The sequence below is a fragment of the Paracoccus zeaxanthinifaciens ATCC 21588 genome, assembly GCF_000420145.1.
Lineage (GTDB): Bacteria > Pseudomonadota > Alphaproteobacteria > Rhodobacterales > Rhodobacteraceae > Paracoccus > Paracoccus zeaxanthinifaciens.
In genome coordinates this window covers 283,952-309,541 of sequence record NZ_ATUJ01000003.1, presented here as the reverse complement: position 1 = coordinate 309,541, position 25,590 = coordinate 283,952, and the positions used below count along the sequence as shown (strand labels likewise).

20 protein-coding genes are annotated in these 25,590 nt (G+C 68.9%); 10 read left to right on the top strand and 10 right to left on the bottom strand.

What is annotated here, in order from left to right:
- The first annotated feature begins 15 nt into the window (after positions 1 to 15).
- The gene (locus F804_RS0104805) at positions 16 to 306 is read left to right on the top strand and encodes a hypothetical protein (protein WP_371822299.1); all 291 of its coding nucleotides are present in this window, start codon (positions 16 to 18) and stop codon (positions 304 to 306) included.
- Positions 307 to 457: 151 nt separating this feature from the next.
- Here F804_RS0104805 and F804_RS0104800 read toward each other — a convergent pair whose 3' ends face one another.
- The 4 genes from F804_RS0104800 to F804_RS0104785 all read right to left on the bottom strand — a co-directional run bounded on the left by F804_RS0104800 (position 458) and on the right by F804_RS0104785 (position 5,376).
- Positions 458 to 1,090 (bottom strand): YjbF family lipoprotein, encoded by a 633-nt coding sequence (locus tag F804_RS0104800; RefSeq protein ID WP_022706615.1) that lies wholly within the window; start codon positions 1,088 to 1,090, stop codon positions 458 to 460.
- Positions 1,087 to 3,273, bottom strand: coding sequence for a YjbH domain-containing protein (locus F804_RS0104795; protein ID WP_022706614.1), 2,187 nt, complete (start codon positions 3,271 to 3,273; stop codon positions 1,087 to 1,089). The genes F804_RS0104800 and F804_RS0104795 overlap by 4 nt, the downstream gene beginning before the upstream one ends.
- Positions 3,274 to 3,306: 33 nt before the next feature.
- On the bottom strand, positions 3,307 to 3,885 hold the full coding sequence (locus F804_RS15650; protein ID WP_022706613.1) for a COG3650 family protein: 579 nt from the start codon (positions 3,883 to 3,885) through the stop codon (positions 3,307 to 3,309).
- A gap of 108 nt (positions 3,886 to 3,993) precedes the next feature.
- A complete protein-coding gene (locus tag F804_RS0104785) occupies positions 3,994 to 5,376 on the bottom strand; it encodes an L-serine ammonia-lyase (protein ID WP_022706612.1) in 1,383 nt (460 codons plus the stop codon).
- Between the two features lie 255 nt (positions 5,377 to 5,631).
- Between F804_RS0104785 and dusB the strand changes: the two genes are divergently transcribed.
- The 9 genes from dusB to hflX all read left to right on the top strand — a co-directional run bounded on the left by dusB (position 5,632) and on the right by hflX (position 17,716).
- Positions 5,632 to 6,636: a tRNA dihydrouridine synthase DusB gene (gene dusB, locus F804_RS0104780; RefSeq protein WP_022706611.1), complete on the top strand. Its 1,005-nt coding sequence runs from the start codon at positions 5,632 to 5,634 to the stop codon at positions 6,634 to 6,636.
- Positions 6,633 to 7,748, top strand: a complete 1,116-nt coding sequence (locus F804_RS0104775; RefSeq protein WP_022706610.1) for a two-component system sensor histidine kinase NtrB — start codon at positions 6,633 to 6,635, stop codon at positions 7,746 to 7,748. Before dusB ends, F804_RS0104775 begins: the two co-directional genes overlap by 4 nt.
- Positions 7,749 to 7,759: 11 nt before the next feature.
- A complete protein-coding gene (locus F804_RS0104770) occupies positions 7,760 to 9,214 on the top strand; it encodes a response regulator (protein WP_022706609.1) in 1,455 nt (484 codons plus the stop codon).
- A gap of 75 nt (positions 9,215 to 9,289) precedes the next feature.
- Positions 9,290 to 11,548, top strand: coding sequence for a sensor histidine kinase NtrY-like (locus tag F804_RS0104765; protein WP_028725623.1), 2,259 nt, complete (start codon positions 9,290 to 9,292; stop codon positions 11,546 to 11,548).
- The gene (gene ntrX, locus F804_RS0104760; RefSeq protein ID WP_022706607.1) at positions 11,545 to 12,936 is read left to right on the top strand and encodes a nitrogen assimilation response regulator NtrX; all 1,392 of its coding nucleotides are present in this window, start codon (positions 11,545 to 11,547) and stop codon (positions 12,934 to 12,936) included. The genes F804_RS0104765 and ntrX overlap by 4 nt, the downstream gene beginning before the upstream one ends.
- Before the next feature lie 82 nt (positions 12,937 to 13,018).
- Positions 13,019 to 14,395 carry a Trk system potassium transporter TrkA gene (gene trkA / locus F804_RS0104755; RefSeq protein WP_022706606.1) on the top strand — a complete coding sequence of 459 codons (1,377 nt, stop codon included), beginning with the start codon at positions 13,019 to 13,021 and terminating at the stop codon, positions 14,393 to 14,395.
- An 11-nt stretch (positions 14,396 to 14,406) separates the two neighbouring features.
- Positions 14,407 to 16,029 (top strand): potassium transporter TrkG, encoded by a 1,623-nt coding sequence (locus tag F804_RS0104750; protein ID WP_022706605.1) that lies wholly within the window; start codon positions 14,407 to 14,409, stop codon positions 16,027 to 16,029.
- Positions 16,030 to 16,147: 118 nt separating this feature from the next.
- The gene (hfq, locus tag F804_RS0104745; protein WP_022706604.1) at positions 16,148 to 16,381 is read left to right on the top strand and encodes an RNA chaperone Hfq; all 234 of its coding nucleotides are present in this window, start codon (positions 16,148 to 16,150) and stop codon (positions 16,379 to 16,381) included.
- A complete protein-coding gene (gene hflX, locus F804_RS0104740) occupies positions 16,382 to 17,716 on the top strand; it encodes a GTPase HflX (protein WP_022706603.1) in 1,335 nt (444 codons plus the stop codon).
- 43 nt (positions 17,717 to 17,759) lie between these two features.
- Here hflX and F804_RS0104735 read toward each other — a convergent pair whose 3' ends face one another.
- From F804_RS0104735 to F804_RS0104710, 6 genes are all read right to left on the bottom strand, one after another.
- Positions 17,760 to 18,671 (bottom strand): carbohydrate kinase family protein, encoded by a 912-nt coding sequence (locus F804_RS0104735; RefSeq protein WP_022706602.1) that lies wholly within the window; start codon positions 18,669 to 18,671, stop codon positions 17,760 to 17,762.
- 24 nt (positions 18,672 to 18,695) lie between these two features.
- On the bottom strand, positions 18,696 to 19,862 hold the full coding sequence (locus F804_RS0104730; RefSeq protein WP_022706601.1) for a TFIIB-type zinc ribbon-containing protein: 1,167 nt from the start codon (positions 19,860 to 19,862) through the stop codon (positions 18,696 to 18,698).
- A gap of 2 nt (positions 19,863 to 19,864) precedes the next feature.
- Positions 19,865 to 20,998, bottom strand: a complete 1,134-nt coding sequence (locus tag F804_RS0104725; RefSeq protein WP_022706600.1) for an SPFH domain-containing protein — start codon at positions 20,996 to 20,998, stop codon at positions 19,865 to 19,867.
- Positions 20,999 to 21,056: 58 nt separating this feature from the next.
- The gene (locus F804_RS0104720; protein WP_028725621.1) at positions 21,057 to 22,097 is read right to left on the bottom strand and encodes a DUF2927 domain-containing protein; all 1,041 of its coding nucleotides are present in this window, start codon (positions 22,095 to 22,097) and stop codon (positions 21,057 to 21,059) included.
- A gap of 2 nt (positions 22,098 to 22,099) precedes the next feature.
- Positions 22,100 to 23,269 (bottom strand): toxic anion resistance protein, encoded by a 1,170-nt coding sequence (locus tag F804_RS0104715; RefSeq protein WP_022706598.1) that lies wholly within the window; start codon positions 23,267 to 23,269, stop codon positions 22,100 to 22,102.
- A 127-nt stretch (positions 23,270 to 23,396) separates the two neighbouring features.
- Positions 23,397 to 25,583: a 3-hydroxyacyl-CoA dehydrogenase NAD-binding domain-containing protein gene (locus tag F804_RS0104710; protein ID WP_022706597.1), complete on the bottom strand. Its 2,187-nt coding sequence runs from the start codon at positions 25,581 to 25,583 to the stop codon at positions 23,397 to 23,399.
- Positions 25,584 to 25,590: the final 7 nt, after the last annotated feature.

Sequence of the window (25,590 nt, the reverse complement as noted above, 5' to 3'; positions counted from 1 at the left end):
CGAGTGAGGAATTCAATGCTGCTTTTCAACTCATCGGGTTTGTGTAACTGTCGCAGCGATGTTGCCGGTGACGGCAGCTTTCAACCGAAACGGAGCATGATCATGACCAAATTCGCTACTTTCGCTGCCGCTCTCGGCCTGACCGCAACTTCGGCTCTGGCCGGTGGCTACGTCGCCCCCGTCGTTGAAGTCGAGCCCGTCGTCGTCGAGGAGCAGGCTGCTTCGTCGAACGCCGGCCTGGTGGTTCCGGCTCTGCTGCTGCTGGGCGTCATCGCCGCAGTCGCTTCGGACGACGACGACAGCTGATTTCGGAACGGATCGGTTCTTCCGGTCTGTTTCAAGGGGGGCTGGCCTTGTGCCGGCCCCCTTTTCCTTTGCGCCGCGCCCCTTGCGTCGGGCAGTGCGCACGAAAAAACCGGCCCCCGCAGGGGCCGGTTTTCGCGTTTCTGACGAAGGTTCAGGGCCGCAGGGTCTGGATGGTCACATACCCCGCCGCGGGGCCGATCCACTGGCGCGACACCGCACCCTGCGCGCCATAGCTGTTCTGGAAGGTCACGCCGTGCCCCTCGCAGTTCTCGACCGTGACGCCGGGCTGCGGACCCGCGCCCACGGTGCAATCGAACCGCAGCGGGCGTTCCAGCCCGTCACCCGAGAAATAGCGCATGACCCGCGTGCCCGAACCGGAGCCCGCACGGATCGCGGCGGCGGTGCCGACCTCGGCCACGGACAGGTCGTTGCCCAGGCCCCGCGTGCCGACCAGAAGCCCGTCGCGGATGATCAGCGCTTCCTCGGACGGGGTCATGTAGGTGCGCATCGCGCCGTTCTGGCCCGTCAGCGCCATGACCTGCGTGCGGCCAAGGTTCTCGAAGCCCGCCTGGATCAGCGGGCCCTGGTTGACGCGCAGCGCCTCGGCCGCGGCCTGGGCCGGGGTCTTGGCGGGCGCTGCGGGTTCCGCGCGCCGTTCGGCCACGACCTGGCCCGCGGTCTGGGCCAGCACGCCCAGGGGGCCGGTCGCGGCGGTGTCGTTCCCGCAGGCCGCCAGCCCCGCCAGCGCGGTCGCGGCCATCGTCAGCTTGACTGCACGGATCATCGCCAGAACCTCCCCCAGCCTTCATACAGATCGACGGTCTGCGCCTCGCGCACACGGTCATAGAGCCGCCCGTTCACGTTCAGCTGCGCACCGCCGTCGCGCGACAGCGACCGCAGGTCGGTCGAGACGCGGTCGCGGCTGGCCTCGCCAGTCGCCCAGCCGAGCGGGATCGACAGGGTGATGCCCTTGTCGAAGCTGCCCTCGCCGAATTCCTCGGCCGACAGGTCGGTCTTGGTGGCATAGGCGCCGATGCGCCAGCCATTCGCGAATTCGCGCTGCAGCGCGACGGTCGCGCCGACATCGCCCGCAAGGTACTTGCCGACCGACAGCTGGCCGGTGAAGCCTTCCGTGAACTCGTAATAGGCCGAGACATGGCCCATCGTGACCTCGTAGTCGCGGAAGTCGAACAGCTGGTCGAAATCGCGCTTCCTGACGTGGTTCACCTCGGCCCCGATGGCCAGCTGCGAATTGGCGGGCTTCCACAGGGCCTCGGCGGAGACGCCGCCATAGGCGCGTTCCAGAAGGCCCGTGGTGACGCGGGTATAGACCGTGTCGGTGGGCTTCTCGTACCACGCAAGGGTCAGTTCCGGGATCACCGGGCTGGTATTGCCCGTGTACATGCGCGTGTCCGAACGCACGCGCGGCACGCCCTCGGGCGTGGTTTCCAGCGACGCGTCGGCTTCGTATTCCTCGGGGGTGTAGTATTCGCCGCGCTCGCCCGGGATGCCGGGGCCGCGCTGGCCGATATCACCGAAGGCGCGCTGGCGGATGGCACCCGTCACGATCAGGCCCGGCGTGATCTCGTAGCTGGCGCGGGCCTCGGCGCCGACCTCGTGGGTCAGGCCGTCCTCGGCGCTGAAGATGCCCAGATCGACATAGGGCTTGATCGACCAGCGGAAGCGCGGCGTGACGCCGGGCGTGGTGACCAGCCCCGGCGCGCTGCGCGGCGCATCGACCAGCTGCGAGGCGGCGGCGATCTGCCCGGCCTCAGTATTCTCCAGCCGCTCGACATCGGACCGGCGCAGCACCACGGTCGAGGTCGGCATCCCGTTCGCGGTCGAGGTGATCGCGAAGGTCTCGACCGAAGGGGGCAGGGCGCGGGTCATCAGGCGCGCGGTGCGGCCCACGGCCTCGGCCTGGTTGATAAAGCGGGTGTTGCGGATGCGAACCTCGGCGCGGGTCGCGCTCAGGCCCATGCTCTCGAGCGTCTGGCCCTCGTCGGCCAACGCGTCGCCAAGCGCCTTCTGGATGGCGGGCTGGGCGGTCGGGTCCTGCGACCAGCTGCCGGACCAGCCTTCGGGATCCGCCGCGGGCGAGGGGCGCGGACGCACGGGCGCGGGGGCCTTTTCCAGCCCGGAAGGATAGGCGGCCTCGCGCGGGTTCAGCGCGATTGTGAAGGTCGCGCCGATCGTCTCGCCGCCGATGGTATAGAGGCCGGCCTCGTAGTTGCGCCCGATGCGATAGTTCGCGGCCAGGTTCAGGCTGCTGCCCGGTTCCTCGCCCTGCTGGAAGCTGTTGCCGTTGCTGTAGTTCGCGACATATTCGTCGTTCGAATATTCCGCGATCAGGTTCAGCTTGTCGGTGGCCTGCCAGCTGACCGAGGCGAAGGGCTTCGGGCTGCCGCTGAACCACTGGTCCACGTTCGGGGTGCCGCCCTCGTCGCCGACATCGATGGTGCGCGGATTGCCCGCAAGCACGCCCCAGCCCAGACCCGCCGAGACGCGGATGCGCGGCGTGATCGTCTTGGTCGCCACGACGTATTCGCCGGAATAGACGCCGGTCCCCAGGAAGTCCTGCAGGCCCACCGCCACGGCGGGACGCCAGCCGTCCTCCTCCAGCACCTGGTATCGCAGGTCCAGCGAGCGGTCCGAGATATAGCCCTCGTTCCGGTAGTCGTTGATCCCGTCCACGCGGCCATAGCGCAGCACGGCCGTCAGGCCCGGCAGCGCCTGGAAGAAGATGTTGCCGCGGCGGGCATAGTCCGACCAGGACACCGTCGCGCCAAGGGTGCCGTCCGGCAGCGTCTCGGCGGTGGGCGTGTCGATGCCGCCCGGCAGGCCATAGGTCGACATGTTCCGCGCGATCAGCGGGTCCGCGACGGCTGTTCCCGTCCCCGAGCCCAGAAGCAGGGCCGCGGGCAGGGCGGTGGCCATCAGATGGCGTGTCAGGCGCGAGCGGCGCATGGTGGTGGGTCCTTTCCCTTGGGGGGCGGGGGCTCAGCCCTCGGTCGCCTCGGCTTCCGTCTCGGCGGTCTGGGTGGTCACGGTTGCGGTCTGGCCGCAGCCCGACAGCTTCTGACCGCGAACGGTCAGGCTGGCGGTCAGCGGGAATTTCTCGTCGGCCATCGTGTCCTGGCATTCCTGCGCGCGCAGGTTCACCACGAAGGGACGGCCATCCAGCACGCCCACATATTCGACGCCGTCCGCAAACACGATGCGGTTGACCGAGATGCCGCGACCGGCCTGGTTCTCGGGGGTCTTGTAGGTGGCGGTGCCGTCGCTGATGTCCACGCGCCAGAAGGGCTCGTTGCCGCGGGCGATGAAGGCCCGGGCGTTGTAGGTCACCGGCTCGGCGCCGGGGATGACGCGGGGGGCCTCGGCGCCGGTCTCGATCGGCTGTTCCAGCGGGCTGACGGCGGGGGCGCGCGGCTTGGCCGGCTCCTCGGGTTCGGGCTCGGGCTGCTCGATGCCGATATTGCGGCGCAGATCGGTCATGGCGGCGCTGTCGCAGCCTGCCAGCGGCAGGGCGATCAGGGCGAGAAGGGCGAGGCGCGCGGGTGCGGGACGCAGGGACATGGGTTCCGGCCTTTGTTCTTCGGGATCGATCACTGTCACGACAGCGTTAGCAATCGCGGCCCCCTTGGGCAAGCACCGCCGCCCGTTCGGGGCCTGCGCAGGCGGCTTTCAGCAGTTCGGAACGTTGACCGCCAGCCCGCCCAGGGACGTCTCCTTGTACTTCTCGCTCATGTCGCGGCCGGTCTGGCGCATGGTCTCGATCGCGGCGTCCAGCGGCACGATGTGATCGCCGTCGCCGCGCAGCGCCAGGCTGGCGGCGCTGACGGCCTTGATCGCCCCCAGCCCGTTCCGTTCGATGCAGGGCACCTGCACCAGGCCGCGCACGGGGTCGCAGGTCATCCCCAGGTGATGTTCCAGCGCGATCTCGGCGGCGTTCTCGACCTGAGTGGGGGTGCCGCCAAGGACGGCGGCCAGCCCTGCGGCGGCCATTGCGCTAGCGCTGCCCACCTCGGCCTGGCAGCCGCATTCCGCCCCCGAGATCGAGGCGTTGTGCTTGATCAGCCCGCCCACGGCGGCGGCGGTCAGCAGGAAATCGGGCAGCAGGCGCAGGGACGCGCCGGGCACATGGTCCAGCCAGTATTTCACGACGGCCGGCAGGGTGCCCGCCGCGCCGTTCGTGGGCGCGGTCACGACCTGCCCGCCGGCGGCGTTCTCCTCGTTGACGGCCATGGCATAGGTGGACATCCAGTCGTTCACCACATGGGGCGCGGTCATGTTCATGCCGCGTTCGTCTAGCAGCGCGCGGTGGATGCCGGGGGCGCGGCGGCGCACGTTCAGCCCGCCGGGCAGCGTGCCCTCGGTCGCAAGCCCCCGGTCCAGGCAGTCCGACATCGTGGCCCAGATCCGGTCCAGCCCCTCGGCCAGATCGGTGCGGGACCGGAAGCACAGCTCGTTCTCCTCCTTCATGCGGGCGATGGACTTGCCCGATGTCGCGGCCATCCGCAGCATCTCGGCGGCGGTGGCGAAGGGAAAGGGGACCGCGCTTGCGGCATCGCTGCGGTCCTGGTCGCCGCGCCGCTCCAGCTCCTCGGGCGTCATGACGAAGCCGCCCCCGATGGAATAGTAGATGCGGTGGAAGATCACGTCGCCCTGCGCATCGGTCGCGGCGATGGTCATGCCGTTCGTATGGCCGGGCAGGGGGGTGTCGTAATCGAAGCGCAGATCGGCATCGGGATCGAAGGCCAGCGGCTGCAGGTCGGGCGGCGTCAGGCGGCGCTCGGCGCGGATCGTGGCCAGTGCCGCCTCGGCGCGGTCCTGGTCCATGCGTTCGGGCGTGAAGCCCTGCAGCCCCAGGATCGTCGCGCGGTCGGTCGCGTGCCCCTTGCCGGTAAAGGCCAGGCTGCCATGCAGGCTGACCCGGACCCCATGCGCCGCGAAGGGCTGGGCGCGCAGCGAATCGAGGAACCGCGCCGCCGCGATCATCGGCCCCATGGTATGAGAGGATGAAGGTCCGACACTGACCTTGAAGAGGTCGAAAACCGACAGGAACATGCTGCCCTCGCTGCCTTTCGGGGTTGCGCTTTGCGGGTCATCCAAGCACGACGCCCCCCGTGCCGCCATGCCGCCCGCGACCATTTCGCCCATCGGTTGCGACATCGCAACGCGGTTCGGGTGGGCTGTCCGGTTTGCCTAATATTATGGCATTGTGCACAATTAAAGATCAGCTAAGCCCCGCCTGCGAAATAGGCAGGGGGCAGCCACTCTGCCCGCCTTGCGGGCGATAGCGGCCAAGGTGAAGGAAAAGTCATGCAGCGATCCGAACCGATCATACTGGGAAACAACGCGCTTGGGGCGCCCGTCTTCCTTGCGCCGATGGCGGGGATCACGGACCTGCCGTTCCGCCGGGCCGTCGCACGTTTCGGCGCGGGCCTTCTGGTCAGCGAGATGGTCGCATCGTCCGAGATGGTCACGCCGCGCCCCTCGACCCGCGCGGCCGTCCGCGCCAAGGCCCTGACCGAGGGCGCGCTGCCCGTCAGCGTCCAGATCGCGGGATGCGAGGCCGCCGCCATGGCCGAGACCGCCCGCATCGTCGAGGGCATGGGCGCGCGGATCATCGACATCAACATGGGCTGCCCCGCCAAGAAGGTCACGGGCGGTCTGTCGGGCTCGGCGCTGATGCGCGATCTGGATCACGCGCTGGGCCTGATCGACGCGGTGGTCGGCGCGGTGGACGTGCCCGTCACGCTGAAGATGCGGCTGGGCTGGGACGAGACCTGCCTGAACGCGCCCGAGCTGTCTGCGCGGGCCCGCGATGCGGGTGTCGCGATGCTGACGGTCCATGGCCGCACGCGGTCGCAATTCTACAAGGGGCAGGCGGACTGGAACGCGATCCGTGCCGTGGCCGACCTGCCGAACCGCCCGCCGCTGGTCGCCAATGGCGACATCGTCGATGCCGACAGCGCCCGCCGGGCCTTCGCGCAATCGGGCGCGGATGCGGTGATGATCGGGCGTGGCGCGCAGGGTCGTCCCTGGGTGCTGGCGCAGATCGCGCATCAGCTGTGGGGCACCCCGGCGCCCGTCATCCCGCAGGGCGATGCGCTGGCCGATCTGGTGTCCGAACATTATGAGGACATCCTGGATTTCTACGGCCCCGAGCTGGGCCTGCGCGTCGCGCGCAAGCATCTGGGCTGGTATGCCGAGGCGAACGGCGCCCCCCTGCGCGCCGAGCTGCTGCGCGCGGCCACCCCCGAGGCGACGCTGGCGCTGATCCGGCGCGCCTTCACCCAGACCGATACCGAGGCTGCCGCATGACCTCACCGCGCCCCCGCGACTTCGTCGAGGCCGATCCCGGGCCGGGCTGGCACGCCCTGCCGCTGCCCGCGGTGATCCTGGATGCCGAGGGGCGCGTGGCCGCGATGAACGACGCGGCCGAACTGTGGCTGAACCTGTCGCGCACCTGGTCCCTGGGCAAGCATCTCGAGGGCGACGAGATGGCGACCCGCCTGCGCATCGCGCCGCCCATCGGGCCGCTGGTCGGGCGCGTGAATGCCAGCGAGGAGGCGTTCTTTCACAGTCACGTGGTCTTCGATATCGGCGATCGCGCGGGGGGGCACAGCTCCCGCAGGGCGGCGGTCCATGCGGGACCGCCGGGGCATGGCGGCGGCGTGGCCAGCCTGCTGATCGTCCCCGACGAGGCCGAGGGCCTTCACCAGACCCGCAGCGCCCGCAGCGTCGCCCGCAGCGCCATCGGCATGGCCGAGATGCTGGCCCACGAGATCAAGAACCCCCTGGCGGGCATCCGCGGCGCCGCGCAGTTGATGGGCATGAACGCATCCCCCGAGGATCGCGAGATGGCCGAGATGATCGTCAGCGAAAGCCGCCGCATCGTCGCGCTGCTGGAACAGGTCGAGCGGTTCGGCGACACCTCTCCGCCCGCTTTGGGATCGCTGAACGTGCATGACGTGCTGGAGCAGGTGCGCCGCTCGGCGCAGGTGGGCTTTGCCAGGGACGTGAAGATCGTCACCGATTACGACCCCTCGTTGCCCCCGGCGCTGGCCGATGCGGACCAGCTGATGCAGGTCTGCCTGAACCTGGTCAAGAACGCCGCCGAGGCGCTGAAGGGCAAGGCCGGCGGCACCATCCGGCTGCACAGCTTCTACGACCATACCCTGCGGCGTCCCCCCAGCGATACCGACCCTGCGGGCCGCGCGCTGCCCCTGCAGATCGAGATCGAGGATAACGGCCCCGGCTTCCCCCCCGAGATCGCGGACCAGGTGTTCGAGCCCTTCGTCTCGGGTCGCGAGAACGGCACCGGGCTGGGGCTGGCGCTGGTCAGCAAGATCGTCACCGACCACGGCGCGCTGATCCGGGTGGACAGCCGCCCCGGTCGCACCGTCTTCCGAATTTCACTGCCCAAGGCATAAGGACCTGAATCATGGACGGAACAGTTCTGATCGCCGATGATGACCGCACCATCCGCACGGTGCTGACGCAGGCGCTGACCCGCGCGGGCTGTCGTGTCCATGCCACCGGCAGCCTGGCGCAGCTGGCGAAATGGGTGGACGAGGGCCGCGGCGACCTGGTCATCACCGATGTCATGATGCCCGACGGCAACGGCATCGACCGCATCCCCGCCATGCGCGAGGCCCGGCCCGACCTGCCCGTCATCGTGATCTCGGCGCAGAACACCATCGTGACCGCCATCCGCGCGACCGAGGCCGAGGCGTTCGAATACCTGCCCAAGCCCTTCGACCTGCCGGATCTGATGACCAAGGCGAACCAGGCCCTGTCGCGCCGCCCGCGCAAGTCGGACCCGGTGCCGGAACCGCTCCAGATCTCTCGCGAGGCGGCGGATCCGGCGATGCCGCTGATCGGGCACGCGCCCTCGATGCAGGCGCTGTTCCGCATGGTCGCGCGGGTGCTGAACGCCGACCTGGCCGTGATCATCGCGGGCGAGGCGGGGGTCGGCAAGACGACCATCGCGCGCAGCTTCCACGAACTGTCGGATCGCCGCGACGGGGGGCTGGCCTTCCTGACCTCGGCCGATGCGGGCGAGGACGCGGTCGCCCGCGCTGCCGAGAAGGCCCGCGGCGGCACCATCGTGATCGAGAACCCGGCCGGTTTCGACACCGCCGCGCAGGCCCGCCTGATCGGCCTGATCGAGGCGATGGAGACCGGCCCGGACCGCGCCAACGCGCCGCGCATCGTCGCCACGACCGGTCCCGATCCGCAGGCCGATGTGACCGCGGGGCGGCTGCGCTCGGACCTGTACTATCGCCTGGCGGGGGTGACGATCAGCGTGCCGCCGCTGCGGTCGCGCGTGGACGACATCCTGCCGCTGGCCAGCCATCTGCTGGCGCGCGCACAGGCGCATGGCCTGCCCGAGCGCGGCCTGTCGGACGATGCCGCGGCCCTGCTGCGCGCCCATCCCTTCCCCGGCAACGTCCGCGAGCTGGAGAACATGATGCGCCGCCTGGCCCTGACGGCCAGCGGTCCCGCCATCAGCCTGGACGAGATGCGCGAGGCGCTGTCCCAGCATGGCGGCGGCGGTCGCGCCCCCGCCCCGCAGGCGGCCCCCGTCATGCAGGCCGACCTGTCCGAGCCCGCATCAGCGCCCATGCCCGCGCATGGCGCCGGTGCCAACCTGTCGGATTCCGTGGAACAGCATCTGCAGCGCTATTTCGACCTGCATGGCGACAGCCTGCCGCCCCCGGGCCTCTACGACCGCATCCTGCGAGAGGTCGAGCGTCCGCTGCTGCAGGTCGCGCTGGATGCGACCGGCGGCAACCAGCTGCGCTGCGCCGATCTGCTGGGGATCAACCGCAATACGCTGCGCAAGAAACTGACCGAGCTGAATATCGAGGTGACACGGCGCCGCAAACTGATGTAAAACCGCCACAGGGGCGCAGCGCGGATACAACGCGCTGGCCATTCTGGAAGCCGCGTCAGACGGCGAGTGGGGGTTATGTCGGGCCTGGTTGCAGGTTTGAGCTGGGACAGGTTGGCGCGTCTGCGCCTTCCGCGTCACTGGCGTGGCGCGACCACGTGGATCGTGCTGGTCAGCGGGCTGCTGCTGGCCTTGGCCACATTCGCCGTGATGACGCCCTTCGGGCGCGACTGGCCGGGGCACATGCTGCGTGCGGTGCTGCTGGCCGATCTTCTGTACCTGCTGGTCCTGGTCGCCTTCATCGTGGCGCGGATGGCGCGGCTGATTTCGGCCCGCAGGCGTGCGGCCCCGGCGGCGCGACTGCATGCGCGGCTGGTCGCGATCTTTGGCGGCCTTGCGCTGATCCCGACGGTACTGGTGGCGCTGTTCGCGGGCTTTCTGGTGAATATCGGCCTGGAGGGCTGGTTCTCGGACCGGGTGCAGCAGGTGGTGACCACCTCTCAGGCGGCGGCCGAGGCGTATCAGGCCGAACATCGCAGCGACCTGGCCGAGGATGCGCGCGCCCTTGCGGGGGTGCTGATCCAGGCGGGCCGCGCGAACCCCCTCATCGAGGATGGCGAGATGCGCCAGCTTCTGACGCAGGGGCAGGGGCTGATCCAGCGCGGCCTGCGCGAGGCCTATATCATCAACGGCGCGGGCGAGATCCGCGCACGCGGCGAGCGCAGCTACCTGTTCTGGTACGAACAGCCCGTCAGCGACGACCTGGACCGCGCCCAGACCGAGGGGCTGGTCCTGATCGAGGATTGGGACAATGACGAGTTCCGCGCCCTCGTGGCGCTGCCGCCGCTGGCGGACCGGTATCTCTATGTGACGCGGGACGTGGATGGCGATCTGCTGGGGCTGGTGGACGACACCCGCGCGACGGCGGGCGACTATCGCCAGCTCGAGGAAATGCGCAGCCAGGTGCTGCTGGAATTCTCGCTGGTCTATCTGGGCTTTGCGCTGCTGCTGGTCGCGGTGGCGATCTGGCTGGGCCTGTGGTTCGCAAGCCGCCTGTCGCGGCCCATCGGGCTGCTGGCGCAGGCGTCCGAACAGGTGGGCCGGGGCGATCTGGACCTGCAGATCCCCGAACCCCGCACCGGCGACGAGATCCAGACCCTGGGCCAGGCCTTCAACCGCATGACCCGCCAGCTGAAGGCGCAGCGCGAGGAACTGGTCGAGAGCTATCGCGCCAGCGACGAGCAGCGCCGCCTGTTCGACAACGTGCTGGGCTCGGTCACGTCGGGGGTGATCGGGCTGGATGCCGCCGGAGAGATCGACTTCGTCAACCGCTCGGCCAGTCGCCTTCTGGGGCTGGATCCCAAGCTGGACATCGACGCGCTGCTGTCCGAGGTCGTCCCCGAATTCGAGCCGCTGTTCGAGAAGCTGGCGTCATCCGTGGCCGAGACGGTGCAGGACGAGGTGCGCCTGATGCGCCAGTCGCGGCTGGAGAGCCTGCTGGTCCGCATGGCCGTGCGCCGCGGCAACGATGGCGCGCTGGAGGGGTACGTGGTCGCCTTCGATGACGTGACCGAACTGGTCAGCGCGCAGCGCATGGCCGCCTGGGGCGATGTCGCCCGCCGCGTCGCCCACGAGATCAAGAACCCGCTGACGCCGATCCAGCTGTCGGCCGAACGCCTGCGCCGCAAGTTCGCGCCCATGGCCCCCGAAGAGGACCGCCCCGCGCTGGACCAGTATGTCGAGGTGATCATCCGCCAGACGAACGACCTGCGCCGCATCGTGGACGAATTCAGCCGCTTTGCCCGCATGCCCGAACCCGACCGCGCGGAGACCGACCTGGCCGCCCTGCTGTCCGAGATCGTGATCCTGCAGCAGGACGCCCTGCCGGGGGGCATCACGACCGACATTCCGGCCCAGCCCGTCATCGTCGATTGCGACGCGGGCATGCTGCGGCAGGCGCTGACGAACATCCTCAAGAACGCGGGCGAGGCCGTCGAGGAGAAGGCGTCCGAGGCCCCCGAGGGCTGGCAGCCGCGCATCTCGGTCGCGCTGATCGCCGAACCCGAGATGGTGGTGATGCGCGTGACCGACAACGGTCCGGGCCTGCCCGCCGACCGGTCCCGCCTGTTCGAGCCCTACGTGACGCTGAAGGCGCAGGGGACCGGGCTGGGCCTGCCCATCGTGAAGAAGATCGTCGAGGAACATGGCGGAAGCCTGACCCTGACGGACGCGCCCGACGATCAGGGCGCGATGGCCGAAATCCGACTGCCGCGCGAACGCCATCCGGTGCGCGCGGCCAAGAAGAGCAGACAGGAAAGCAGCGAGGCGAGCGCATGAGTGACATCCTGATCGTCGATGACGAACGCGACATCCGTGAACTGATCTCGGACATCCTGAAGGACGAGGGCTTCGAGACCCGGCTTGCGGCCAATTCCGACGAGGCCATCGGCGCCCTGAACGAGCGCGAGCCCTCGCTCATGATCCTGGACATCTGGCTGAAGGACAGCCGCATGGACGGGATCGACATCCTCAAGCAGGTCAAGCGGAACAATCCCGACGTGCCGGTCATCATCATCTCGGGGCATGGCAATATCGAGATCGCCGTCGCCGCGATCCGGCAGGGGGCCTACGACTTCATCGAGAAGCCGTTCAACATCGACCAGCTGATGGTCGTCATCAACCGCGCGACCGAGACCAGCCGCCTGCGCCGCGAGAACAGCACCCTGCGCCGCGGCGAGGGGCGCAGCACCGAGATGCTGGGCCAGTCGGTCGCCTTCAAGCGGCTGCGCGACGGGCTGGACAAGGTGGCCAAGTCGAACGGCCGCGTCATGCTGTCGGGCGAACCCGGCACCGGCAAGGAACTGGCCGCGCGCTATATCCACGCCCACAGCCCGCGCGCTCAGGCGCCCTTCGTGACCGTCCCCTGCGCCACCATCGAACCCGAGCGCATGGAAGAGGTGCTGTTCGGCCGCGAATCCCCCGAGCGCGGGGTCGAGCCGGGCCTGCTGGAACAGGCGCATGGCGGCATCATCTATTTCGACGAGGTGGGCGACATGCCGCTCGGCACCCAGCCCAAGATCCTGCGCGTGCTGACCGAACAGCAGTTCATCCGCGCTGGCGGCACCGACCGGGTGCGCGTGGATCTGCGGGTCCTGTCCTCGACCAACCGCGACCTGCCGACCGAGATCGCGGCGGGCCGCTTCCGCCAGGAGCTGTACGACCGGCTGAACGTGGTCCCCATCGCCGTGCCGTCCCTGGCCGACCGGCGCGAGGATATCGGCCACCTGGCCCGCCATTTCATCGAGCATTTCCACCAGCACCAGGGCCTGACGCCCCGCGACCTGCCCGAAGAGACGGTGGCCGCGCTGCAATCCATGCGCTGGCCCGGCAATATCCGCCAGCTGCGCAACGTGATCGAACGCGTGCTGATCCTGGCCGAAGGCCCCGGCGCGATCCAGCCCGCCGAGCTGGAGCCGCAGGGCGCCACCCCCGAGAACGGCGACGCGCTGAGCCTCGGGCCGCAGATCACCTCGATGGCGCTGCGCGAGGCACGAGAGCTGTTCGAGCGCGAATACCTTGTCGCGCAGATCAACCGCTTCGGCGGCAATATCAGCCGCACCGCGCAATTCGTGGGCATGGAGCGCAGCGCATTGCACCGCAAGCTGAAATCCCTCGGCGTCGTCGGCGGCGCGCGCAGCGACGACGAGATGGTGGTCGGCAAGTAGTGCCGCGCTTGCGCGCCCGTGTCCCCCGGCATAGGCAGGGGGGATCGGGTGCGTCACGCGCCGGGCCATTCGGGGGCGACACATGAAGATCATCATCTGCGGAGCGGGGCAGGTCGGCTGGCAGATCGCGCGCCACCTGGCAGGCGAACGCAACGACGTGACGGTGATCGACAACAACCCCGAACTGATCCGCCGCGCGACCGACACGCTGGATGTGCAGGGCGTCAGCGGCTTCGCCAGCCATCCCGACATCCTGGACCGCGCAGGCGCACGCGATGCCGACCTGATCATCGCCGCCACCCATTCGGACGAGGTGAACATGGTCACCTGCCAGGTGGCCCATTCCGTCTTCCAGGTCCCGCGCAAGATCGCCCGCCTGCGCAGCGCGGCCTATCTGGACGCGATCTACAGCGATCTCTATCGCACGGAACACCTGCCCATCGACGTGGTCATCAGCCCCGAGCAGGAGGTCGCGAAGGCCGCGCTGCAGCGCCTGTCCGCGCCCTCGACCTTCGATGTCGAGACCTTCATGGACGGCAAGATCCAGCTGCTGGGGATCGACCTGGAACCCGACTGCCCGGCGCTGAACACGCCGCTGCGCCAGCTGACGGAGCTGTTCTCCAGCCTGCGGGCCATCGTTGCGGGCGTGCGCCGCGAAGGGCGTCTGTTCGCGCCGGAACCGGGCGACCAGCTGTTCGCGAACGACCAGATCTATGTCTTCGCCCATGCCGAGGATGTGGGGCGCACGCTGGACATCTTCGGCAAGCCCCCCCAGAAGCAGGAACGCCTGACGATCATCGGGGCGGGCAATGTGGGCCTGTCGGTCGCCCAGACGCTGGAGCGGCGCGCCGACCGGATCCGCGCCAAGCTGATCGAGCGCGACCGCGGTCGCGCCGAATTCGCCGCCGACCGGCTGGAGCGGACCATCGTGCTGAACGGCGACGGGCTGTCGGCGGAATTGCTGGACGAGGCGGGCGTGCCGCGCGCGGATGCGGTGCTGGCCGTCACCGACGACGACAAGACGAACATCCTGGCCTCGGTGCGCGCCAAGCAGTCGGGCGCGAAGATGGCCATCGCGCTGATCAACGACCCGACGCTGGTGCCGCTGATGGGGGCGCTGGACATCGACGCCTATATCAACCCGCGCGCGACCACCGTGTCCACGATCCTGCGCCACATCCGCCACGGGCGCGTGCGCGACATCTATTCCGTGGGCGATGCCGAGGCCGAGGTGATGGAGGCGCAGGTCCTGTCGACCAGCCCCATGTCGGGCCGCGCGATCCGCGACATCGAATTCCCCGAGGGCGCGCTGCTGGGCGCGGTGCGCAAGGGCGACCGCGTGGTGAAGCCCACCGCCGACACCCGCATCGAAGAGGGCGACATCGTCCTGATCTTCGCCCTGACCCATGACGTCCCCGAGGTCGAGCGCCTGCTGCAGGTCTCGATCGACTTCTTCTGAGGGCGCCCGCGATGCTGCGCACCCTGTCCCGGCTGCCGCTTCTGATCCTGCTCAGCGCGGGGGTGGCGCTGATGATGCTGATCCCGGCCTCCTATGCCTCGGTGACGGATCACGACGCCATCGCGCGCACGTTCCTCTATGCCGCACTGCTGATCCTGATCGTCGGCGGGCTGATCGGCCTTGCGACCCATGCCAACCCGCGTCCGCAGAAATCCCGCGAGACGCTGCTGACCATGCTGGGGGTCTTCGGCCTGCTGCCCGTGCTGATGGCCTTTCCCTTCGCCGAGAGCCTGCCCGATACCGGCTATGTCAACGCGTGGTGGGAAATGGTGTCCTCGCTGACGACGACGGGGGCCTCGCTCTATTCGGCGGACCTGCTGCCCGAACCGCTGCATCTGTGGCGCGCGATGGTCGGCTGGATGGGCGGCTTCTTCATCCTGGTCGCCGCCGTCGCCATCCTGGCCCCCCTGCGCGTCGGCGGGTTCGAGATCATGGCAAGCCCGTCCGGCCGCGAGGAATACCGCGAGAGGCTGCCGAAATCCTCGGACCCGCGCACGGTGCAGCCGCATCTGTCGGACCCGGTCTATGACAGCCCGCTGGCCGATCCCGCGCTGCGCCTGCTGCGCGCCGGGGCCGAGGTGGGGCCGATCTACCTGGTGCTGACGCTGGTCCTGTGGGTGGGGCTGCTGCTGCTGGGCGATCCCTCCTTCCTTGCGCTGACGCGGGCGATGGGAACGCTGTCCACCTCGGGGATCTCGCCCGTGGTCGGCCCGCCGGGCGAGGTGTCGGGCGTCGCCGGAGAGATGCTGGTCTTCGTCTTCCTCGTGCCCGCGCTGTCGCGTCGCTTCTGGCCGGGCGGGGCCGAGCTGCGGGCCACCGACAAGCTGCGCGACGATCCCGAACTGCGCATGGCCTTCGGGCTGGTCGCGCTGGTGACGGCGGTGCTGTTCCTGCGCCACTTCCTGGGGGCGATCGACCTGGGCGACCAGCGCCCCGACCCGTTGCAGCGCATCGCATCGGGGCTGTCGGCGCTGTGGGGGGGGATGTTCAACGCGCTCAGCTACCTGACGACGACGGGCTGGAACTCGGTCAGCTGGCAGGGTGCGCGGTCCTGGTCGGGGCTGACCGCACCGGGGCTGATCCTTGCGGGGCTGGCGATGATGGGCGGCGGTGTCGCCACGACCGCGGGCGGGGTCAAGCTGCTGCGCGTCTATGCCCTTGCCCGCCACGGAGAGCGCGAGATGGAGCGCATCATCCACCCCAGCTCGGTCTCGGGCGGGGGGCGCATCGCAAGGCGCCTGCGCCGCGAGGGGGCCTATCTCGCCTTCATTTTCTTCATGCTGTTCGCCACCTCGATCGCGGTGGTCGTGTCGCTGGTCTCGATCCATCAGATCGAGTTCGAGACCGCGACGATCCTGTCCATCGCCGCCCTGACGAATACCGGCCCGCTGGCCGGCGCGATCCCCCTGACGCCCGCATTCGAGGGGACGGCGGGCATCGCCTCGGCCCCGTGGGAGGGGTGGTCGGGCCTGCCCGACTTCACCAAGGGCGTCCTTGCCATCGCGATGATCATGGGCCGGATCGAGACGCTGGCCCTGCTGGCCCTGCTGTCGCCGGAATTCTGGCGCCGCTGAGGCCGCAGGGTCGCAACATGTCGATAATATGATGGTTCTTGCCCGGCGTGCTTGCATGGGGTGGCGCTACGGCCTAAGTGTTGAACCGATCGGGACAGTGACAAACGGACGACAGATAATGGCCGGTGAAAAACAGAACCTTCAGGACGCATTTCTCAATCATGTCCGCAAGGCGAAGGTGCCTGTCACCATCTTCCTGATCAACGGCGTCAAGCTGCAGGGCGTGATCACCTGGTTCGACAATTTCTGCGTCCTCCTTCGTCGCGACGGACAGTCGCAGCTGGTCTACAAGCATGCCATCAGCACGATCATGCCGGGCCAGCCCATCAATCTGTATGAATCCGAGGACTGATTGGCCGAGCCGACCTCTACCGAAGCCAAGCCGACCCGCGCCTATGTAATCCACCCCGACCTGGGCAATTCGCGCACGCAGCGGCGACAGCCCGAGCATGCGCTGGCCGAGGCCGTGGCGCTTGCCCATGCCCTGCCGGGCATCGAGATCGTGGGCGAGGAAGTGGCGCGACTGCGTGACCCCAACCCCGGAATGTTGTTCGGCAAGGGCAAGCTTGCCGAGATCCGAGAGCGCCTCGAGGCCGTCGAGGCCGAGCTGGTGCTGATCGACGGTCCGGTGACCCCCGTGCAGCAGCGCAACCTGGAAAAGGACTGGGGCGTCAAGCTTCTGGACCGGACCGGGCTGATCCTGGAGATCTTCGCCGACCGTGCCCGCACCCGCGAGGGCGTGCTGCAGGTGGAACTGGCCGCGCTGTCCTATCAGCGCACGCGGCTGGTCCGCGCTTGGACGCACCTCGAACGGCAGCGGGGCGGTCTGGGATTCGTCGGCGGTCCGGGGGAAACCCAGATCGAGGCCGACCGCCGCGCCATCGACGAACAGATGACGCGCCTGCGCCGCCAGCTGGAACGCGTGGTCAAGACGCGCACGCTGCATCGCGCGGCGCGCGCCAAGGTGCCCTATCCGATCGTCGCGCTGGTGGGCTATACCAACGCGGGGAAATCCACGCTGTTCAACCGCCTGACCGGGGCCGAGGTGATGGCCAAGGACATGCTGTTCGCCACGCTGGACCCCACGATGCGCGCGATCCGCCTGCCCGATGCGGGGGGCGGCAATTCGGGCCGCAAGATCATCCTGTCCGACACGGTGGGCTTCATCAGCGACCTGCCGACCGAGCTGGTCGCCGCCTTCCGCGCCACGCTGGAAGAGGTGCTCGAGGCCGATCTGATCCTGCATGTCCGCGACATCAGCCACCCCGAGACCGAGGAACAGGCCGGCGACGTCGCCGACATCCTCGAAAGCCTGGGCGTGGACGAGGAGGTAGCCCTGATCGAGGTCTGGAACAAGATCGACGCGCTTGGCCCCGAGACCCGCGCCGCCCTTCAGCGGACCGATGCGCGGACCGAAGGGGTGCAGGCCGTCAGCGCCCTGTCGGGCGAGGGGCTGAACGCGCTGATCGGCGCGATCGAGACGCATCTGGAACAGGCGCTGGACGAGGCGCGCGAGGAAGCGCAGGTCGTTCTGGATTTTGCCGACGGTCGCCGTCGCGCATGGCTGCACGAGGCGGGCGTCGTCGAACGCGAAGAGGCGGTCGAGGAGGGCCTGCGCCTGCAGCTGCGCTGGACCGCAAGACAGCGCGCCGGTTTCGAGGCGCTGGACCAGCCGGAACAGGAATGAGAAAGGGGCCCGCAGGGGCCCCTTGTCGCATCTGGCAGTCGCTTCAGGCGGGCATCTCGTGCGCCCAGGGCGGGTTCGCACCCGCGCGCGACACGGTGACCGAGGCCGCCTGCGCCCCAAGCGTCAGCGCCGCCTTGATCTGTTCGGGCGTGATCGCGGCCAGCGCCGCCTTGGACAGCAGGCCCTGCTGGGACAGGCTGGCCATGAAACCCGCATTGAAGGTGTCACCCGCGCCGATCGTGTCGGCGACCGTCGTGCGGACAGCGGGGGCATTGACGGTCTCGCCCGCCCAGAAGGCCCGTGCGCCGGTCTCGCCGCCCGTCAGCAGGACCATGCGCGGGCCGGATGCCAGCACCTTGCGGGCGGCATCCTCGGGGGTCAGGTCGGGATGCAGCCATTCGAGGTCGTCCGCCGACAGCTTGACGATATCGGCCATGGGCAGGATGCGGTCCAACCGGGCGCGGAAGGCGTCGGGCTGGGTGATGAAGAAGGGGCGGATGTTCGGGTCGATCATCACCACGCGGTCCCCGTGATGATCCGCGATCAGCGATTCCACCGTCGCGCCGCAGGGATCGGGCACCAGGCTGATGCCGCCCGCGAAAAGGGTCGTGACCTCGTCCGGCAGGGGGGCGATGTCGTCGCGCGTCATCATGCGCCCCGCCGATCCCTCGTCATAGAAGGAATAGCGCGCATCGCCGTTTTCCAGCGTCACCAGCGCCAGCGTGGTCAGCCGGTCGGTGCGCGGGCAGAGGTCGGTGTTCACCCCGGCCTCGGCCAGGGGGCGCAGGATCTGTTCGCCGAAGGGGTCGCGGCTGATCGGCCAGAGATAGCCCGCATCGACGCCCAGACGCCCAAGCGCGATGGCCGTGTTGAACACCGCCCCGCCTGCCAGCGGGCGGAAGCTGCCGTCCTGCGGCACCATGTCGATCAGCGATTCACCGGCACACAGGATCATGGGTCCCCTCCATTGGCGTGGTTCTCAGCGCGTGAAATACAGGATAATCGCTAGCGCTACCAGCGCCGCGACCGCCGCACCGGCGATTTTCCATGCGGACCACGGACGCTCGCCCATGACGCGACCGGACTGGCCGTTCACGACGAAGCGGAAGCTGCGCCCGTTATAGCGGTAGGCGGCGGTCCAGATCGGCAGCAGGATGTGCTTGAACGTCTCGGCGTCGAATTCGCTGGCGATGCTGTCGATGCGTTGCCGGTCGCCGCCGATGTCGCGGCGCACGTCGCCCTCGATCACGCGGGCCATCTGCGCGCGGGCCGCGCCATGCCCGTCCGCCAGCGCGACGGTATAGCCCTCGGCCTCGAACCCGGCCAGGAAATCGGGGCGATAGACCGCAAGATGGGACAGGTCCCAGGGCGCCATCGCGCCGGTGAAGCGCTGCGGCAACGAGGTCGAGGCAGGCACCAGCACGTCGTTGAAGCTGCGGGCCACGCGTCCCCGCGCCGGCCTCCAGCGGACCTTGGCGACGCGCCGGGCGACGCGGCGCGACTTGCCGTTCACCGTCTCGGTCACCCAGTGGGTTTCGTAATAGACATCCCCCCGCTGCCCGGAATAGCGCGAGCGGCTGTCGGCATCGAAGGTCCAGAAAGGCGAATAGACCCCGGTCAGGTGCTTGTCCTTGCGGGCATAGGCGACCAGCCCGGAGGGCGCGAACCACAGCCCGCCCAGCCAGTCCGACATGGCCTTGCGGGCCTCGGCCTCGGTCAGGCGGAAGGGCAGCACCGCCTGCGGCTTGATCCGCCGCGTGGCACCCGTATCGGTGACGACGGGGGTGGCGCAGAAGGGGCAGGCGCTGGCGTGATGCGTGTCGTCCAGATCGACCCGCGCCCCGCAATTTGGACAGGACAGTGTGCGGACCTCGTGGACGATGTCGCCGCCGTCGCGATCCAGATGCAGACCGCGTTCCAGCGGGATCTCGGCCAGTTCGGGGGCCTTGTGGGCGGCGTCCCATTGCAGGGCGGGGTCGGCAGGACCGGCATCCGGCTGGCGACCCGGCGCGCGTGCATCGCCCGGACCGATGGGCTGCACATGGCCGCACCAGTCGCAGACCATTTCCCGCTGGCCCGGGCGAAAGCGCAGGCTGGCCCCGCAGCGGCTGCAGGGAAAGCGGTGTTCCTGCGTCTGATCCGTCATCTTCAGGCGTTGGGCAGGGGCGGCGGCATCATGGTGAACAGCTGCGCCAGCTCGTCGATCTCCTCGGCGGGCAGCCAGCCGTCCTGGCCGGGGGTCCAGACCAGCGTGTCGCGGGCAAAGCTGCCATCCGCGATCAGGCGGCCCAGATGGCCGCGACCGAAGGGCCCCAGCGCCTGGCCGCCGATGGCGATGTGCCACACCGTCTCGACCGGCTTGCCGGGCAGGGGCGGGGGCGTGGACTGGGCGGGTTGCGCTGCGGGTTGCTGCGCCGCCTGCTGCGGAACGGCGCCCCAGGGGCCGCGCATGGTCGCGCCCATCGCGGCACCCATCGCCGCGCCGAAGCTCGCGCCCGCGCCGCCCTGGTTCTGCGCGGCGGCCAGCATCGCCTCGGACGCGGCATATTGGCCGAAGCGGTCCAGATCGCCCACGATCCCCATCGAGGTGCGCTTGTCCAGCATGGCCTCGACCTCGGCGGGCAGGCTGACATTCTCGATCCAGAACTCGGGCAGGGCGATGCCATAGCTGTCGATCACCGGGGCGATGGCCTTGGCCACCAGCCGCGCCAGCTGATCGGTATTCGCGGCCATGTCCAGAACCGGGATCCCCGAGGAGGCGATCGCGCGCGAGAATTCCTGCACGATCACGTTGCGGATCTGGAAGGCGATCTCGTCGCGGGTGAAGTCGCCATCGGTGCCGACGATCTCGGACATGAAGCGGGCGGGGTCCGTCACCCGCATGGAATAGGTGCCGTAGGCGCGCAGGCGCACCGGGCCGAATTCGGGATCGCGCGCGATGATCGGGTTGCGGGTGCCCCATTTCAGGTCGGTGAAGCGCGTCTTGTCGACGAAATACACTTCGGACTTGAAGGGGCTGCGGAAGCCGTGATCCCAGTGCTGAAGCCGCGTCAGCACCGGCAGGTTGTTCGTTTCCAGCAGGTACAGGCCGGGCCCGAAGACGTCGGCCAGCTGCCCCTCGTGGACGAAGACGGCGGCCTGTCCTTCGCGGACGGTCAGCTTCGCGCCGTACTTGATCGCGCGTCCGACCGTGTCGAAGCGCGAGACCATCGTGTCGCGACCGTCATCGACCCATTCGATGACCTCGATGAATTCGCCGCCCAGAATGTCGAAGATGGACATGGCTTTCCCCCGTTCAGGCTGTCCCGCGCCCCATGTATGGGACGCGGGCGGCACGGGATCAAGCTTCGCGGGCCAGAAGCTCGGCCGCGATGCGGCGGACGATGGGACCGGCCTCGGCCTCGGTCATGCCGGGGCGCAGGCGCGGATCGTAGAGGATCTTCAGCAGCAATTCGTCGTGCCGGGTCAGCAGGGCGAATTCCTCGTCGTCGTTGAAGACCGAGGGCCGCGCGGCGGGGCTGTCATTCGACAGGCCCATGCCCTGCGCCAGTTCCTCGTGGATGCAGGAGGTCCGCAGCAAGGGTGGCAGCTCGGCCCGGATCACCGCGACGGCATGCGCGTAATCCGAGGCACCGCCCCGGCTGTAGGCGAAGACCGTGCAGCTGATCGCGGCGGGCAGGCCGGTCAGCACGTCGATGTCGCGGGCGGGGATGCCGGGCACCAGCTCGGCAATGCGCGAGGATGCCTGGCGGCGCTCGTCCTCGGTCATGACCAGCACGACGAAATTGCCGCCGCCCCCGGTCAGCGACACGGGATGGCCCGTCGCGTTCGACAGCGTGCCGGCCATCTGCGCCAGTTCGGACCGCCACAGCGCGCGGTCGCCCGTATCCTTGCTGGTGCCGAAATCGGGCTGGATGCGGACCGGCTGCGACCAGCGCCGCAGCGGCGCGCTGCGGGCCTTCGCCACGATGCCGTCGGCGGTGGGGCTGTATTCGTCCTGCAGCGCGATGGCCATGAAGTTCCGGGCCAGCGTCTCGGCGTCGATGGGCGCGTCCAGCGGCACGCGATCGCGCCGCAGGCGGCCGCGAGCCAGCAGCCGCGCCTCGACCGAGGCATAGTATTGCCGCTGCGCGTCGCTGACATCCGACCCCGTCGAGGCCGCGCTCTGGGCGTTGGTCTGACGGTTGCGTTCGGCGCGGGCCTTGCGCAGCTCGGCCTGGCTGGGGCCGGGATCGGGGCGGGCCTCGCCCAGCCCTTCGGGGGTGGGCAGGGGGCGCGGCGACAGGGCAGGATCGGCGCCCCGGTCGCAGGCCGCCAGAACCATCCCGCCGACAAGTGCCGCCAGAACGCCCGGACGCAGCCGGGCCAGCAATTGCGTCATGGTCAGACCGCCTTGCCCGGGGCCGGACGGGCGCGGGCGGCCGACAGCGTGTCGCGCAGCTCGCCCTCCATCCGGGTCAGTTCCTCTTCGGCGGCGCGACGGCGCGTGCGGCCTTCGTCGGCGATGCGCAGGCTGTCCTCGATCGTGGCGATCAGCTGAGCATTGGCCGACTTGACGGCCTCGATGTCGAAGACGCCGCGCTCGGTCTCGGTGCGGATCTGGGCGTTGGCGCTGCGCAGGTTGTCGGCGTTGCGGGTCAGCAGCTCGTTCGTCAGGTCGCCCGCCTCGCGGACGGCGCGCGCGGCCTCGGCGCTGCGCTGGATGGTGACGGCCTGCGCCAGCTGGGTTTCCCACAGCGGCACCGTGTTCACCAGGGTCGAGTTGATCTTGGTGATCAGCGACTTGTCGTTTTCCTGCACCAGCCGGATCGAGGGCAGCGACTGCATCGTCACCTGCCGCGTCAGCCGCAGGTCGTGGACGCGGCGTTCCAGATCGTCGCGCAGCGTGCGCAGGTCGCGCAGCTCCTGCGCCTCCATCACCTGCTCGCCCTCGGGGCGGGCGGCGACCTCCTCGACCTTGGCGGGGATGACCTGCTGGTCCAGTTCGCGCAGCTTCGCGTCGCCCGCCGCGATATAGAGCGCGAGCTCGTCGTAGAAGTTCAGCGTGCGGTCATAGAGCAGGTCGAGCGACTTCACGTCCTTCAGCAGCGTCTGCTCGTGGCTTTCCAGCTCGGCCGTGATGCGGTCGATCTGGGTCTGCACCTTCTCGTAGCTGGCGACGAACTTGGCGAAGGGCGCGGCGCGTCCCAGCAGCTTTTCCCACCAGCTGCGGGTGCGGCGCACGTCCAGCTCCTGGGTCGAGAAGCCGCGGATGGTGGTCACGACCTCTCGCAGGCTGTCGCCGGCGGGGCCTGCATCCTTGCTTTTGACATCGGACAGCATCTGCTGGCTGATCTGCTGCAGATCGCCCTGCGCGCGCGTGCCGAAACGCAGGATCGAGCCGCTGTCGCCCAGGTCGATCTCGTCCATGCGCTTGCGGATCTGCGCCTCGGTCGCGGGGTCGGTGGCGTCCAGCGCGGTCTCTGCGGGGGCGGGTTCGGGAAGGGCCGTCGCGGCGACCGTCTCGATATCTTCGCGCAGGGCCTCGGCGCGGCGGCGAATCTCGTCACTCATCACAAATTTCCCTGTTCTGCGGCGCGGACGACGATGTCGCGCCTTTCGCATCGCAGCATATCGGGGATATCGGGTTTCGCAACGTGACAAGGGGGCGAATTGATCGCCCCCTTGCAATCATGACACGTCAGGCGGCCTGGGACTTCGCCCCGAAGCGGCCATAGAAGCTGTCACCCTTCTCGGCCATCTCGCGCAGCAGGGCGGGGGCCTTGAAGCGGTCGCCGTGGCGTTCGGTCAGACCGTCGCAGATTTCCACCGCGCGGGCGGCGCCCAGCATGTCCAGCCAGCCAAAGGGGCCGCCCGACCAGGGCGCGAAGCCCCAGCCCAGGATCGCGCCGACATCGCCTTCGCGGATATCCTCCAGCACGCCCGATTCCAGCGCGCGCACGGCCTCCAGCGTCTGGGCGAACATCAGGCGGTGCTGCACCTCGGTCAGTTCCGGCTGATCGCCCGACTGGGGATAGCGGGCGTCCAGTTCCCCCCACAGGCCCTGGCGCTTGCCCTTCTCGTCATAGTCGTAGAAGCCCGCATTCGCCTTGCGGCCCATGCGGCCCGCATCGGCCATGGCGAAGATCACCTCGTCCACCGCACCGTCGGGATAGGCATCGCCCATTGCCGCGCGGGTGGCCTTGGCGATCTTGACGCCCAGGTCGATGCTGGTCTCGTCGACCAGCTGCAGCGGCCCGAGGGGCATCCCCATCATCTTGGCGGCGTTTTCGATCAGGGTCGGGTTCACACCCTCGCCGACCATGCGGATGCCTTCGTTGATATAGGGGATGATGCAGCGGTTGGCGTAGAAGAACCGTTCATCATTGACCACGATGGGCGTCTTGCGGATCTGGCGGACGAAATCCAGCGCCTTGGCGACGGCGCGGGGACCGGTCTCGCGGCCCTTGATGATCTCGACCAGCAGCATCTTGTCCACCGGGCTGAAGAAGTGGATGCCGATGAACTGCTCGGGGCGGCTGCTGGCGCGGGCCAGGTCGCTGATCGGCAGGGTCGAGGTGTTGGTCGCGAAGATCGCGTCCTCGGGGATCACGGCCTCGGCCTTCTTCGTGACCTCGGCCTTGACGGAGGGGTCCTCGAACACGGCCTCGACGATCAGGTCGCAACCCTTCAGCGCGTCGTAATCGGTCGTGGCGGTGATGCGGCCCAGCACTTCGGCCTTCTTTTCGTCGGTCGATTTCTTGCGGCTGATGGCCTTGTCCAGCAGCCCTTCGGAATAGGCCTTGCCCTTGTCGGCGCTGGCCTGCGCCGCGTCGATCAGCACGACCTCGATGCCCGCCATCGCGCTGACATAGGCGATGCCCGCGCCCATCATGCCCGCGCCAAGGATGCCGACCTTGCGGACGGTCTGATCGGGGGCCTCGGGGCGGTTCGCGCCTTTTTCCAGCGCTTCCTTGTTGATGAACAGGCTGCGGATCATCGCGCTGCTCGACGGGTTCATCAGCACGTTGGTGAACCAGCGGGCCTCGATCTTCAGCGCCTGGTCGAAGGGCACCATTGCGCCTTCATAAACCGCCGACAGCAGCGCCTTGGCCGCCGGATAGACGCCCATCGTCTTGCCGTGGATCATCGCGGATGCGCCGACGAAGGTCATGAAGCCCGCGGGGTGGAAGGGCTCGCCCCCCGGCATCTTGTAGCCCTTGGCGTCCCAGGGCTTGACGATGTCGGCATCCGACGCGGCCAGCACCCATTCGCGGGCGGCGGCCAGCGGATCCTCGGACACCTCGTCGATCAGGCCGGCGGCCTTGGCCTTCTTCGGGTCCGACAGCTTGCCTTCCAGCAGGAAGGGCGCCGCGGCCATCGCGCCCAGCTTGCGGGCAAGGCGGGTGGTGCCGCCCGCGCCGGGGAAGATGCCGACCATGATTTCCGGCAGCCCGATCTTGGCCTTGGCATTGTCGGCAACAAAGATGCGATGCGTGGCCAGCGGCAGTTCAAGACCGATGCCAAGCGCGGTGCCGGGCAGTGCCGCGGCGATGGGCTTGCCGCCCTTCTTCGTCTTGCGGTCCATACCCGCCAGCTCGATCTTGCGCAGCAGGTGGTGCAGGCCCATCACGCCGTCGAACACGCCCTGCGCACCGCCCCGTTCGCGCATGCCTGCGATGACGTTCAGGTCCATCCCGGCGGCGAAGTCCTTCTTGCCGCTGGTGATGACGATGCCCTTGACCGCATCGTCGGCCAGCGCGTCGTCGATCAGGTCGCTGAGGGCATTGGCACCCTCCATCGACAGCACGTTCATGGATTTGCCCTGAACGTCCCAGGTGATGATCGCGGCGCCGTCGGCGCCCTTCTCCATCGTGAAATCGGTCATGGTCTGA

What these genes read in the sequence shown, in the direction of transcription:
- F804_RS0104730 (WP_022706601.1), bottom strand. Translation starts at nt 19,862, where the DNA reads ATGACGGATCAGACGCAGGAACACCGCTTTCCCTGCAGCCGCTGCGGG.
- F804_RS0104715 (WP_022706598.1), bottom strand. Translation starts at nt 23,269, where the DNA reads ATGAGTGACGAGATTCGCCGCCGCGCCGAGGCCCTGCGCGAAGATATC.
- F804_RS0104775 (WP_022706610.1), top strand. Translation starts at nt 6,633, where the DNA reads ATGACCTCACCGCGCCCCCGCGACTTCGTCGAGGCCGATCCCGGGCCG.
- trkA (WP_022706606.1), top strand. Translation starts at nt 13,019, where the DNA reads ATGAAGATCATCATCTGCGGAGCGGGGCAGGTCGGCTGGCAGATCGCG.
- F804_RS0104805 (WP_371822299.1), top strand. Translation starts at nt 16, where the DNA reads ATGCTGCTTTTCAACTCATCGGGTTTGTGTAACTGTCGCAGCGATGTT.
- ntrX (WP_022706607.1), top strand. Translation starts at nt 11,545, where the DNA reads ATGAGTGACATCCTGATCGTCGATGACGAACGCGACATCCGTGAACTG.
- dusB (WP_022706611.1), top strand. Translation starts at nt 5,632, where the DNA reads ATGCAGCGATCCGAACCGATCATACTGGGAAACAACGCGCTTGGGGCG.
- F804_RS0104800 (WP_022706615.1), bottom strand. Translation starts at nt 1,090, where the DNA reads ATGATCCGTGCAGTCAAGCTGACGATGGCCGCGACCGCGCTGGCGGGG.
- F804_RS0104770 (WP_022706609.1), top strand. Translation starts at nt 7,760, where the DNA reads ATGGACGGAACAGTTCTGATCGCCGATGATGACCGCACCATCCGCACG.
- F804_RS0104710 (WP_022706597.1), bottom strand. Translation starts at nt 25,583, where the DNA reads ATGACCGATTTCACGATGGAGAAGGGCGCCGACGGCGCCGCGATCATC.
- F804_RS0104795 (WP_022706614.1), bottom strand. Translation starts at nt 3,273, where the DNA reads ATGCGCCGCTCGCGCCTGACACGCCATCTGATGGCCACCGCCCTGCCC.
- F804_RS15650 (WP_022706613.1), bottom strand. Translation starts at nt 3,885, where the DNA reads ATGTCCCTGCGTCCCGCACCCGCGCGCCTCGCCCTTCTCGCCCTGATC.
- F804_RS0104765 (WP_028725623.1), top strand. Translation starts at nt 9,290, where the DNA reads ATGTCGGGCCTGGTTGCAGGTTTGAGCTGGGACAGGTTGGCGCGTCTG.
- hfq (WP_022706604.1), top strand. Translation starts at nt 16,148, where the DNA reads ATGGCCGGTGAAAAACAGAACCTTCAGGACGCATTTCTCAATCATGTC.
- F804_RS0104785 (WP_022706612.1), bottom strand. Translation starts at nt 5,376, where the DNA reads ATGTTCCTGTCGGTTTTCGACCTCTTCAAGGTCAGTGTCGGACCTTCA.
- F804_RS0104725 (WP_022706600.1), bottom strand. Translation starts at nt 20,998, where the DNA reads ATGTCCATCTTCGACATTCTGGGCGGCGAATTCATCGAGGTCATCGAA.
- F804_RS0104720 (WP_028725621.1), bottom strand. Translation starts at nt 22,097, where the DNA reads ATGACGCAATTGCTGGCCCGGCTGCGTCCGGGCGTTCTGGCGGCACTT.
- F804_RS0104750 (WP_022706605.1), top strand. Translation starts at nt 14,407, where the DNA reads ATGCTGCGCACCCTGTCCCGGCTGCCGCTTCTGATCCTGCTCAGCGCG.
- F804_RS0104735 (WP_022706602.1), bottom strand. Translation starts at nt 18,671, where the DNA reads ATGATCCTGTGTGCCGGTGAATCGCTGATCGACATGGTGCCGCAGGAC.